Origin of the sequence: Oerskovia enterophila (assembly GCF_001692445.1) — a bacterium.
In the GTDB taxonomy this organism is placed as follows: domain Bacteria; phylum Actinomycetota; class Actinomycetes; order Actinomycetales; family Cellulomonadaceae; genus Oerskovia; species Oerskovia enterophila.
Genome location: NZ_MAQA01000082.1, coordinates 1 through 10,912, shown reverse-complemented (window position 1 = coordinate 10,912; position 10,912 = coordinate 1). Strand labels below are relative to the sequence as shown.

11 protein-coding genes, 3 tRNA genes and 1 pseudogene are annotated in these 10,912 nt (G+C 72.8%); 9 read left to right on the top strand and 6 right to left on the bottom strand.

The features are described 5' to 3' along the window. Together OERS_RS19670 and htpX are read left to right on the top strand one after the other, a co-directional pair. A pseudogene (locus tag OERS_RS19670) lies at positions 1–394 on the top strand (pyridine nucleotide-disulfide oxidoreductase); the annotation flags it as partial. A 234-nt stretch (positions 395–628) separates the two neighbouring features. After that, entirely contained in the window at positions 629–1,504 is an 876-nt protein-coding gene (htpX, locus tag OERS_RS19665; RefSeq protein ID WP_082609100.1) for a zinc metalloprotease HtpX, read from the top strand. Positions 1,505–1,586: 82 nt separating this feature from the next. On the opposite strand, the gene OERS_RS19660 is transcribed toward htpX, so the two are convergent. The 5 genes from OERS_RS19660 to rarD all read right to left on the bottom strand — a co-directional run bounded on the left by OERS_RS19660 (position 1,587) and on the right by rarD (position 5,907). Beyond that, positions 1,587–2,633, bottom strand: a complete 1,047-nt coding sequence (locus OERS_RS19660; RefSeq protein ID WP_083201627.1) for an alpha/beta hydrolase family protein — start codon at positions 2,631–2,633, stop codon at positions 1,587–1,589. Next, entirely contained in the window at positions 2,633–3,478 is an 846-nt protein-coding gene (locus OERS_RS19655) for an HAD family hydrolase (protein WP_068627698.1), read from the bottom strand. The genes OERS_RS19660 and OERS_RS19655 overlap by 1 nt, the downstream gene beginning before the upstream one ends. Further along, positions 3,475–4,200: a hypothetical protein gene (locus OERS_RS19650; protein ID WP_068627697.1), complete on the bottom strand. Its 726-nt coding sequence runs from the start codon at positions 4,198–4,200 to the stop codon at positions 3,475–3,477. The genes OERS_RS19655 and OERS_RS19650 overlap by 4 nt, the downstream gene beginning before the upstream one ends. A gap of 134 nt (positions 4,201–4,334) precedes the next feature. Then, positions 4,335–4,829, bottom strand: coding sequence for a YajQ family cyclic di-GMP-binding protein (locus OERS_RS19645; RefSeq protein WP_191801466.1), 495 nt, complete (start codon positions 4,827–4,829; stop codon positions 4,335–4,337). Positions 4,830–4,923: 94 nt separating this feature from the next. Beyond that, positions 4,924–5,907, bottom strand: coding sequence for an EamA family transporter RarD (gene rarD / locus OERS_RS19640; RefSeq protein ID WP_409365935.1), 984 nt, complete (start codon positions 5,905–5,907; stop codon positions 4,924–4,926). Between the two features lie 162 nt (positions 5,908–6,069). Here rarD and OERS_RS19635 point away from each other — a divergent pair. The 6 genes from OERS_RS19635 to OERS_RS19610 all read left to right on the top strand — a co-directional run bounded on the left by OERS_RS19635 (position 6,070) and on the right by OERS_RS19610 (position 8,012). Next, a tRNA-Tyr gene (locus tag OERS_RS19635) sits at positions 6,070–6,151 on the top strand. 440 nt (positions 6,152–6,591) lie between these two features. Continuing rightward, positions 6,592–6,664 (top strand) — tRNA-Thr (locus OERS_RS19630). A 63-nt stretch (positions 6,665–6,727) separates the two neighbouring features. Then, positions 6,728–6,804 (top strand) — tRNA-Met (locus OERS_RS19625). An 88-nt stretch (positions 6,805–6,892) separates the two neighbouring features. Further along, positions 6,893–7,063, top strand: a complete 171-nt coding sequence (rpmG, locus tag OERS_RS19620) for a 50S ribosomal protein L33 (RefSeq protein WP_030151977.1) — start codon at positions 6,893–6,895, stop codon at positions 7,061–7,063. A 32-nt stretch (positions 7,064–7,095) separates the two neighbouring features. Next, entirely contained in the window at positions 7,096–7,563 is a 468-nt protein-coding gene (locus tag OERS_RS19615; RefSeq protein WP_056653682.1) for an FAS1-like dehydratase domain-containing protein, read from the top strand. Beyond that, a complete protein-coding gene (locus OERS_RS19610) occupies positions 7,560–8,012 on the top strand; it encodes a MaoC family dehydratase (protein WP_211268524.1) in 453 nt (150 codons plus the stop codon). The genes OERS_RS19615 and OERS_RS19610 overlap by 4 nt, the downstream gene beginning before the upstream one ends. Before the next feature lie 123 nt (positions 8,013–8,135). Here OERS_RS19610 and OERS_RS19605 read toward each other — a convergent pair whose 3' ends face one another. Further along, positions 8,136–9,236, bottom strand: a complete 1,101-nt coding sequence (locus OERS_RS19605; RefSeq protein WP_068627696.1) for a LacI family DNA-binding transcriptional regulator — start codon at positions 9,234–9,236, stop codon at positions 8,136–8,138. A 99-nt stretch (positions 9,237–9,335) separates the two neighbouring features. On the opposite strand from OERS_RS19605, the gene OERS_RS19600 reads away from it, so the two are divergent. After that, positions 9,336–10,912 (top strand): MFS transporter (locus OERS_RS19600; RefSeq protein ID WP_139107957.1); only part of this gene is annotated, 1,577 nt, incomplete at its 3' end.

Sequence of the window (10,912 nt, the reverse complement as noted above, 5' to 3'; positions counted from 1 at the left end):
GATCGACATCGATGGTGAGCAGGTCCCGGGGGTCTATGCCACGGGCTGGATCAAGCGTGGCCCGGTCGGGTTGATCGGGCACACCAAGTCCGACGCCTCGGAGACCGTCCGCCACCTCGTCGAGGACGTCACGGGGGCAGCTGCCGCAGCCGAGGGCGTCGAGGCCGTCGAGGGCGACCTCGAGGGTGGACGCGTCGCGCCGCACGGCTCGCCCGACGCGATCATCGAGTTCCTGACCGAGCGGGGCGTGCACCTGGTCCAGTGGTCCGACTGGGAGGTCCTGGACGCCCACGAGCGTGCCCTCGGAGAGGCCCGTGGTCGTGAGCGCGTCAAGGTCGTGCCGCGCGAGGACATGATCCGCATCGCACGCCGCGAGGACGACGCCACGGCCTGACCCGAGCACCACGCACGGCGCCCCGCCCACCCGGGCCGGGGCGCCGTCGTCGTACCGGGACTGCGGCGCCGTGGGCCCCCTGGGCGCGTCGCCGTCCCCCAGCCGCGGCCCGCCGCGCGGCTCGTCGCCGCGAGGACCGAGCCCGACGGCGGAGGGAACCTCCCGCGTGCGCCGCGCGTTCTTCCGGTGGATGCTCGCACCACGGCATCCTGCGCGCGAGGGAAGGGGCTGGGAGTGGGTCACCAGCATTTCAACGGTCTGAAGACCGCAGGACTGTTCGGGATCATGTGGGTCGTGATCCTGGGGCTGTGGGCGGTGTTCGCCCGTTCGGCCGGCACGTTGTGGATCTTCGTCGCGATCGGTCTGGTGACCACCGCGTACGGGTACTGGAACTCCGACAAGATCGCGATCCGTGCCATGCACGCGCGGCCCGTGAGCGAGCTCGAGCAGCCCGCGATGTACAGGATCGTGCGCGAGCTCTCGACCGCTGCACGTCAGCCCATGCCCAAGCTGTACGTCTCGCCCACGCAGGCGCCCAACGCGTTCGCGACGGGGCGCAACCCCAAGAACGCCGCGGTGTGCTGCACCGAGGGGATCCTCACGCTGCTCGACGAGCGCGAGCTACGCGGGGTCCTGGGCCACGAGCTCATGCACGTGTACAACCGGGACATCCTCACGTCCTCGGTCGCCAGCGCGATGGCCGGCGTCATCACGTCGCTCGCGCAGTTCCTGCTGATCTTCGGCGGCAACCGCGACCGGGGCGGCAACCCGCTCGCCGCGCTCGCGATGGCCCTGCTCGCGCCGGTCGCGGCCATGGTCGTCCAGCTCGCGATCTCCCGGACGCGCGAGTACGACGCGGACGAGGACGGCGCCAAGCTCACGGGCGACCCGCTGGCTCTCGCGTCGGCGCTGCGGAAGCTCGAGCAGGGGACCGCGAGGGCGCCGCTGCCGCAGAACCGCGATCTCGTCGACGTCTCGCACGTCATGATCGCCAACCCGTTCCGTGGCGCGGGCGTCGCCAAGATGTTCGCGACGCACCCGCCCATGGCCGAGCGCATCAAGCGCCTCGAGACCATGGCGGGCCAGCAGGGCGGCATCACCCGCTACTGAGAGCCTGCGCCGAGGGAGAGCCCGGTCGCGGCAGAGGTCTGGAGTCTCGCCCCCGACCGAGTCCCCTCCCGCGACGTCCCGTTCACCTCGTGGTACCGGCCGGGGCGATCCCGCGCTCGGCCAGCCAGTCGCGCACCGCGGCCCAGACGTCCGAGCGAGGGTTCTGAGGCGAGAGATGGTCCTCGCCGGGGATCACCGCGAGCGTCACGTCGTCTCCGGCGGCCTGCGCAGCCTCGGCGTAGTCGGTCGCGACCGACGGCACGACCACGGCATCCAGGTCCCCGGTCACGACGAGCGTCGGGACACCGAGCGGGAGCAGTGCGGTGGGGGAGGCGAGGTCGTACCGGTCGTCCTGGACCTCGCTCGTCGAGCCGCCCATGAGCTCCTGCACGGCTCCTTCGACGGGCCCCTCGGCCCCGGCGGCCTTCAGGTCGTTCACGCCCGCCTGGGTGACCACGAGGTCGGGACGGACGAGCGGGTCCGCGCCGGGCGCGCCGTCGGGCAGGGTGTGCCGGGCCGCGAGCCACAGCGCCATGGTCCCGCCCGCGGAGTGCCCGACGACGGCCACGCGCCCCGGCGTGAGTCCCGCCTCCCCGAGGGCCTGGGGGAGGAGGTCGAGGCCCGCGGCGGCGTCCTCGAACGTGCCGGGCCAGCCGCCCTCGTCGAGCGGGTCGGGGGCGCCGACGCCGCGGTAGTCGAGGTTCCACACCACGATGCCGTCGTCGGTCAGGTCGCGGGCGACCTCGGTCTCGGACGAACGGTCGTAGACGGCGTCCCAGCCGCCGCCGTGGACGAGGACGACGACGTCGACGACCGGGAGCTCGGGAGCCTCGCCGCCGGACGGCGTACGCAGTTCTCCGGACTCCTCGGCGAGCTCGGCCGGCAGGATCAGGTCGGCCGTCTGCGCGGGGCGCGGGCCGTAGGAGAAGGTCGTGAGCACCGCGTCGTCGGGATCGGTCGGCCGGGACGGTGCGTCGGCCGCGAGGGGCGGGGAGGACGTCGGGTCGGGGGACGAGGCCGTGCAGCCGGCAGCCGTGAGCGAGAGGACGACCGCCAGGGCGAGCGCCGGCAGCCGGCGAGCGGGGCGTGAGGGGACGTGCGGGCCGTCCCGTCCGGGGAGCGCGCCCATCAGGCGCCCGACCTGTCGGCGAACGGGCCGGGGCGGGAGACCGAACCGTCGAGCAGGCCCTCGAGCGCGACCGCGACGCCGTCCTCGTCGTTGGACGCCGTGAGGTGCGTGACGGCGCCCAGCACGTCGGGATGCGCGTTCGCTACGGCGTACGAGGTTCCGGCCCAGGCGAGCATCGGCAGGTCGTTGGGCATGTCGCCGAACGCCCACACGTCTGCTGCCGCGATGCCGTGCGACGCGCACCAGGCGGACAGCGCTCCGGCCTTGGTCACGTCGGGCGGGAGCAGCTCGGCGAGCCCGGCCGCGCCCGAGTAGGCGAGCAGGGCCCGGTCGCCGACCGCGTCCAGCACGCGCTCGAAGAACTCGTCCTGCGCGGTGTCGTCGGTGCGTGCGAGCAGCTTCGCGACGGGAGCGTCGAGCGCACGCTCGACCGGTCCGCGCCACGCCTCGGGCGTGTCCTCGTCGTGCCGGAACGACGCGTCGAACACCGGTCCGTCGACCCGCTCGACGGCCAGCGCGACGCCCGGCACCGCGGCGCGCAGGTCGCGGACCACGCCACCCAGGGCGAGCGGCGCGAAACCGCGCGACTCGACGACCTGGCGCGTGCCGACGTCGTACACGCACGCCCCGCCCAGGCAGATGATCACGCCGTGACCACCGACCAGCGTGCCGACCTCCGTCAGCCAGCGCGGCGGGCGGGCCGTGACGAACACGACCTGTGTCCCGGCCTCGTCGAGTGCGGCCAGGACCTCGCGCGTGCGTTCGGAGACCGTGCCGTCCGAGCGCAGCAGGGTCCCGTCGAGGTCGGTCGCGACCACGCGGGGCGGGCGCAGGGGGCGGGTCATGCGAGGGCTCCCTGCCGCTCGGAGGTCGCGACACGCGCGCGTCGCGCGGGCTGGCGACGAGCCCTCGACAGGATCCACGAGCCGCCGTCGGCCCCCTGGAGCGCCGTGACCGCGCACGCCGACCGGCCGCCCACCACGAGCACGGGTTCCGCGGCCCACGCGCGCCACGGCGCTCTGCGCAGGGTCTCGGGGGAGACGGCGCGGGAGAGCTCCTGGTCGGCGAAGCGGGCCAGGACCGTGCCGAGCACAGGGCTCCGGACGGAGGCCACGACGAGGTCCGGTGCGTCAGCGGCCGCGAGATCCAGCCGCCAGCCGCTGCGAGCCGGGACGCACGTGGCGAGCAGGAGGGCCGTCGGCCCGCCCGCCTCGAGCGCGGCGGCCACGCGACCCTCCCGCGTGTGGCGGACCCGGCCCGCGAGAAGCACGACGACGGCTACCGCGACCACGGCGGCCACCCGCCAGGTCCAGGACCGCGGGTTCGTCGACGACGACATCGACAGCATCAGCATCGACACACCGAAGAAGGCGAGGGGCGTGAGGCGCGCCCAGAGCGCCTCACGGCGCCTGAGCAGGACCTCGATGCTGTCCGCGTCCACCTCGGGGCGCAGCGTCGGGCCGCCCGTGAACCCGACCCCCGCGGCGGCGGCGTCACCGCCGCGCGACCACGGCCCGCAGCCCGCCCAGGCGAGGGCCTCGGGCGACGAGAGCCGGTGAGTGTCCACGCCGCGAGTCTAGGTCCGCGTGGGAGCGACACGCCCGCACGTCGCGGGCGTGACCCGGCGCGACCCGACACGCGGACGGGCGCGCCGCCGTCGGGCAGGAGCCCGGCCGGCGACGCGCCCGTCGCGAGAAGGTGTCAGCGGTAGTTCGTGAACTGCACCGCGAAGTCCAGGTCCGCGCCCTTGAGCAGCGACTGGACGGCCTGGAGGTCGTCGCGCGACTTGCTCGTCGCGCGGACCTCGTCGCCCGTGATCTGCGTCTTGACGCCCTTGGGGCCTTCCTCGCGGATGATCTTGGTGATCTTCTTGGCGTTCTCGCCGGCGAGGCCCTCCTTGAGCACGCCTTCGAGGCGGTACTCCTTGCCCGACAGCTTGGGCTCCTTGTCGTCCGTGTCGAACGCCTTGAGCGAGATGCCGCGCTTGATGAGCTTGGTCTGGAAGACGTCGAGGATCGCGAGCACGCGCTCCTCGGAGTTGGCGATCATGACGATCTTCTCGCCGCTCCAGGCGATCGAGGCGCCGACGTTCTTGAAGTCGTAGCGCGTCTGGATCTCCTTGACGGCCTGGTTGAGGGCGTTGTCGACCTCTTGGCGGTCGACCTTGCTGACGATGTCCATCGATGAATCGGCCACGGTGCTCTCCTGACGCGGTAGGTGGGGTGGTCTGGGGTCCACGGTAGTGGGCGGGCGGCACGGATGCCGCCCCGGGCCCGGCGCGCGCTGCGGGTCAGCGCGTCGCGGCGAGGCGGGACGCGCGCATGGCGCGCAGGCCGTCGACGCTCAGGACGATGAGCGCGAGCCATACGAGCGAGAAGCCGGCCCACCGCGCGGGCGGCATGGGCTCGTGGAACACGAGGAGACCGACGAGGAGCTGGAGCACGGGGGCGAGGTACTGGAGCATGCCCACGAGGCTCAGCGGCAGGCGGCGGGCCGCCGCGCCGAAGAGCAGCAGGGGCAGGGCCGTGACGATGCCGCTCGAGGCCAGCAGGAGCGCGTGGCCCGTGCCCTCGGTGCCGAACGTCCCGACCCCCGTCGCGCCCAGGAAGACGAGGTAGCCGAGAGCCACGGGGAACAGCAGCGTGGTCTCGACCGCGAGCCCCGGGAGGGCCTCGACGTCCCGTCCGACCCGGTTCTTGACGAGCCCGTACAGCCCGAACGAGATCGCGAGGGTCAGGGCGATCCACGGCAGACGGCCCAGGCCGATCGTGAGGATGATCACGGCCGAGGCGCCGATCCCCAGCGCGACCCACTGGGCGGGCCGCAGCCGTTCCTTGAGCACGAGGACCGCGAGGAGCACCGTGACGAGCGGGTTGATGAAGTACCCGAGCGCGGCGTCGAGCACGTGCCCGGACAGCACGCCGTAGACGTAGACGGCCCAGTTCGTGGCGACCAGGACGGCCGCGATCGCGAGCAGCCCCACGGTCCGGCGCACGCGGAACACGGCCCGGTACGCGGGCAGCTTGCGCATCACGAGCAGCAGGAGCAGGCAGAAGAGCAGGCTCCAGACCACGCGGTGGGAGATGATCTCGAGCGGCCCGGCCGGCTGGAGCAGGGGGAAGAACAGGGGCATCGCGCCCCACAGGAAGTACGCGCTCGCGCCCAGGACCACGCCCAGGCGGTCGATCGGGGCGGGGGCTCCCGGGGCACCTGGACGGGGAGCGTCCGGTGGCGCGGAGAGGTCGTTCACAGGGTGCTGGGGGGCCTGGCTCACGGTCCACTGTAAGCGTGCGCGGGGTGTGTGCGCGGGGTCGATTTTTCACCAGGGCCCGATCGGCTGTACTGTTGCCACGCTCCCGCAGTTCGGAAGCGTCCTCTGGTTGCGCCTCGGTGCGGCCCGGTCGCGGTCGGCCAGCGAGAGTGCACAACCGAACATGGCAGGTTGCCCGAGCGGCCAAAGGGATCTGACTGTAAATCAGACGGCATAGCCTTCGTGGGTTCGAATCCCTCACCTGCCACGCACCTGAACGAGGCGCCACCCCCTGGGGTGGCGCCTCGTTCGCGTTGGCGGGGTCGCAAGGGGACGGGTCGGCGCGAGGTGCGTCGTGGGCCGGCGCGGTGCGCGCCCGTCCTGCCCGACGCCGGAGCTCGCCTCCGCCTCGCGACCCGCGGCCGGTGCGGCTCGGCCGGGGAGCGCCCGGGCGTGCCGTCCGGTACTCCTCGCGGCGCCCCTCGTCCGTTCCTCGACCTCGGTCCGGTGAGCGTGCTGCGCGTCGACGGCAGGCTGTGCGTGCGACGTGGGGGTGAAGTCGTGACATGTCGGACGCGTGCGACGTGTCGTGCAGGCATCGCGGCGCACGGTCGACAGGTCGAGAAATCGGCCTGATCACTGGGTTCCCGGGTGGTCGCCGAGGCCGATTTCGCACCACGGCAGAACCCGTGTAATCTTTTCACCGCTGCCCCGATAGCTCAGTCGGCAGAGCGTCTCCATGGTAAGGAGAAGGTCAAGGGTTCGATTCCCTTTCGGGGCTCTGTGAAGTGACGCGGGGTCGTCTCGCTGGAATACTGGCGACACGACCCCGCGTTCATCACGCGGCGGGGTAGCTCAGTTGGTCAGAGCGCACGGCTCATAATCGTGAGGTCGCGGGTTCGAGCCCCGCCCCCGCTACCACTTCCTGACATCACACCGTACGGCGGCCGGCGCCGTGCGGCCTAGCAAGCACGTAGCGCCCTCCGGAGGCGCGAGAGGTGGCACTACCGTGGCAAGCAAGAGCTCAGACGTTCGCCCGAAGATCACGCTCGCATGCGTGGACTGCAAGGAGCGCAACTACATCACGAAGAAGAACCGCCGCAACGACCCCGACCGTCTCGAGCTGGCGAAGTTCTGCCCGCGTTGCGGCAAGCACACCGCTCACCGCGAGACCCGCTGATCCAGCGGCTCCTCTGAGCAGCACCGACACGCATGGCGATCAACGCTGACTACGCCGGTCGTGAGTACCCGGCCACCGCCCCGTACTCCGTAGGCCGCGAGAAGATCCGCGAGTTCGCCAGCGCCGTCGGTTCGACCCACCCCGCGCACCACGATGTGGTCACAGCGCGGGGTTTGGGCTATCCGGACCTGATCGCGCCGCCCACCTTCGCGGTGGTCGTCGCCCAGCGCGCCGAGGCCCCGTTCATCCAGGACCCTGAGGCCGGCGTCGACTTCACACGGGTCGTCCACGCGGACGAGCGCTTCGTGCACCACCGACCCATCGTCGCCGGCGACGAGCTGGTCACGGTCCTGCACGTCGACTCGATCACGCAGCGGGCAGGCATCTCGATGGTCACCACTCGTGCCGAGATCGGCGCCCTGGCGGCAGACGGCTCCGGAACCGTCGAGCCCGTCGCGACCGTCACGTCCAGCCTCGTCGTCCGCGGGGAGGACGCATGACCGAGCCCACGGCTTCCCCGGTGACCACCGCGCGTCCGGACCTCTCCGCCCTCGCGGTGGGTGACGTCGTCGGGACGCGCGAGATCGCGGTCGACCGCGCTCGCCTCGTCCGGTACGCCGGCGCGAGCGGCGACTTCAACCCGATCCACTGGAACGACACCTTCGCGCAGAGCGTGGACCTGCCCGGCGTGATCGCGCACGGCATGTTCACCATGGGTGCCGCGGTGGCCCTCGTCGAGGACTGGGCTGGGGACCCGGGGGCGGTCGTCGACTACCAGACGCGCTTCACGCGCCCCGTGCCCGTGCCGAACCCGGGCGAGGCCGTGATCTCGGTGTCCGGAGCGATCGGGGCGATCGACGCCGAGGCCCGCATGGTCCGCGTCGACCTGACCGTCACGTTCGAGGGTGCCAAGGTGCTCATGAAGGCGCAGGCCGTCGTCCGCCTCTGAGCGGGCCCCGCCGCGCAGCCCTGCACAGCACGAAGGGTGCCTCTCCCGCACGGGAGAGGCACCCTTCGTCGTCGGTGGTGGGGTCGCGGTGACCTGTGGTGCGGCCGGGCTGGACCGGGCGTCTCAGGTGGCCGGCACGGGCCCGGTCGTGGTCCCCACGACGAGCGTGACGTCGAGCATCACGGTCTCGGGCTCCTTGCCCGCGAGGAGCGAGACGACGGCGCGGCCGAGCTCGGCGCCCTTCTCCGCGAGGGGCTGGTGCACGCTCGTGAGGGTGTCCGGGCTGAGCCACGGCAGGTCGAGCCCGTCGAAGCCCGCGACGGACACGTCCTCGGGCACGCGCAGGCCGAGCTCCTTGGCGCCCAGGACTGCACCCGCGGCGAGCAGGTCCGAGTGGGCGATGATCGCGGTCGGGCGCTCGTCGGACGGGACCCAGGTCCCGAGGATCTCGACCGCGGCCGCGTGCCCGTGCTCGACGAGCGAGGCCTCGGTCTCCCAGGAGATCAGGGGTTCGACGACGTCACGCACGCCCGCGAGCCGGTTGAGCGTGGGGGTGCGGTCGGCCTGGGCGAGGCGGTCGGCGTCGATGACCCCGCTGCGGCGGGAGTTGTCGAGCGGGAGGGTGATCTCGGCGATGCGGGTGTGCCCGAGGTCGACCAGGTGGCGCACGACCTCGGCAGTGCCCTTGCGGTCCTCGATGCCGACGAGCGGGGTCCCGGGCACGGGGTGCCCCTCGCCGATCACGACGGGGACGCCGCGGCGCTGCAGCGCGTCGAGGGTCGCGTCGTCGGTCCCGATGCCCCACACGAGCACCGCGACGTCCATCGCGGCGCTCTCGATGAGCGGGTCGACCGCGCGGGACGGGTCCTCGGACGGGATGCCGGGGATGAGGAGCACGCCCAGCCCGCTCGTGCCGAGCGTCGAGACGAGCCCGTCGAGGACCTGGACTGCGACGGGGTCGCGGAACGCGCGCTTGAGCTGGTCGCCGATCACGACGCCCACGATCCCGGACCGCCCCGAGCGGAGCTGGCGGCCGAGCGGGTTGGGGCCCGCGTACCCGAGCTCGGTCGCGGCGGCCATGACGCGCTCGCGCGTCTCGGGGGTGATGGGGCCGGCGCCGGAGAACGCGAGCGACGCGGTGGACACCGAGACGCCGGCGAGCGCGGCCACGCGGGCGAGGGTCGGACGGCCCGGTGGCTTGGGTACCTGCTCGGAATCGGTCATCGTTGCCCCTCTGCCGGTCTTCTGGACGAACTCGGATCCGCCGTGACGCACGGAAAAGGTGTTTGACGGCGCGGCCAGACTACCCGCAGACTTGTCACCATGTCTCGAATCGTTTCGAAGGCCACTCCCGACGCAGGTATCGAATCGATTCGACCAGCGCTCGACCCCGGCCTCTCCCGCGCCCGCTGGTCCCTCCTGGGGATCTTCCTGCTCAACGGCATCACCATGTCGAGCTGGCTCGCCCGCATCCCCTCGGTGCGCGACGCCCTGGGCATGACGCCCAAGGACCTCGGCTTCGTGCTGCTCGCCGGCGCGGTCGGCGCGCTCGTGACGGTCACGCTGGCCGGGCCGATCGTCAACCGCTTCGGCGGTCGTGCGGCCATGCTCGCCTCGACCGGCTTCTTCGCCGCGGCACTCGTGCTCCTGGGCGTCGGCCCCGCGACGGGCTCGGTCCCGCTGCTGGCCGCGGGCATCTTCCTGAACGGGGTCGCGTTCTCCCTCGGCAACGTCCCCATGAACGTCGAGAGCGCGAGCGTCGAGCGGCGCACGGGGCGCACGATCCTGCCGCAGTTCCACGCGGCCTTCAGCATCGGCGCGGTCGTGGGCTCGCTCGTCGGCGCTGCGTGCGCCGCGGGCGACGTCCCGGTCCTGGTGCAGTTCGTGGGCACCGCGGTCGTCGCGACGGTCTGGCGCCTCGTGAGCATCCCGATGTTCGTCCACGCGACGCTGCCCCGCCCGCGGGTCGAGGCGCGTCTGGGCGACGCCGGCCCCGACGGGGTAGAGGCAGCCGCGGTGCTGCACCCGCGCTCGCGTCGCGTGCGCCTGGGGGCGGCGCTCGGAGCCTGGCGCGAGCCGCGCACTCTGCTCATCGGCCTCGTCATCATGGCCGCGGCACTGTCCGAGGGTTCGGCGAACGACTGGCTCTCGCTCGCCGTGGTCGACGGGTTCGACCAGACCGAGGCGGTGGGGGCGGTCGTGTTCGGCGCGTTCGTCGGCGCGATGACCGTCATGCGCCTGCTCGGCACCCGCCTGATCGACCGCTACGGCCGCGTCACGGTGCTGCGCGTCTCGGGGGTCGCCTCGATCGGCGGCCTGCTGCTCTTCGGGTTCGCCCCGAACCTCGCCCTCGCGGGCGTGGGTGTGGTCGCGTGGGGCCTGGGCGCAGCGCTCGCGGTCCCGATCGGTATCGCCGCGGCCTCGGACGAGCCCATGCAGGCCGCGAGCCGTGTCTCGGTCGTCTCGGCGTTCTCGTCCATGGCCTCGCTCGCGGCCCCGCCGCTGCTGGGCATCGCGGCAGAGGCCATGGGCGCGCGCCACGCGCTCGTCCTCATCGTGGTCGCGATGGTCGTCAGCGTGCTGCTCTCGACGAAGGTCGCGCCGCTGGTCGCGGGGGAGCGCCCGGCACTGCTCGCAGGGCCCGACGGCGGAGCTCCCGTCCCGCCCACGGGTCGCCGTGCGGAGGGCTCCGGTGCGGACGAGGCGTCGCTCGACGACGACGCGCGACCCGAGGACGCCGGGGTGGGCGCACCCGACGCGACCGCGAAGCCTGACCAGGTGGTAACCCACCACGCGGTACCGTCGACCCTGCGCACGCGCCGCCGTCGTGCCGTGCGGCGACACGGCGCGACCGACCCTGCACCGTCCGGCTCGACCTCCCACCGACGCGAGGAGACCCC

Excerpts from the sequence above, each read along its gene's own strand:
- OERS_RS19660 (WP_083201627.1), bottom strand. The coding sequence starts at position 2,633 with ATGGGCGCGCTCCCCGGACGGGACGGCCCGCACGTCCCCTCACGCCCC.
- OERS_RS19605 (WP_068627696.1), bottom strand. The coding sequence starts at position 9,236 with ATGACCGATTCCGAGCAGGTACCCAAGCCACCGGGCCGTCCGACCCTC.
- OERS_RS19615 (WP_056653682.1), top strand. The coding sequence starts at position 7,096 with ATGGCGATCAACGCTGACTACGCCGGTCGTGAGTACCCGGCCACCGCC.
- OERS_RS19655 (WP_068627698.1), bottom strand. The coding sequence starts at position 3,478 with ATGACCCGCCCCCTGCGCCCGCCCCGCGTGGTCGCGACCGACCTCGAC.
- OERS_RS19610 (WP_211268524.1), top strand. The coding sequence starts at position 7,560 with ATGACCGAGCCCACGGCTTCCCCGGTGACCACCGCGCGTCCGGACCTC.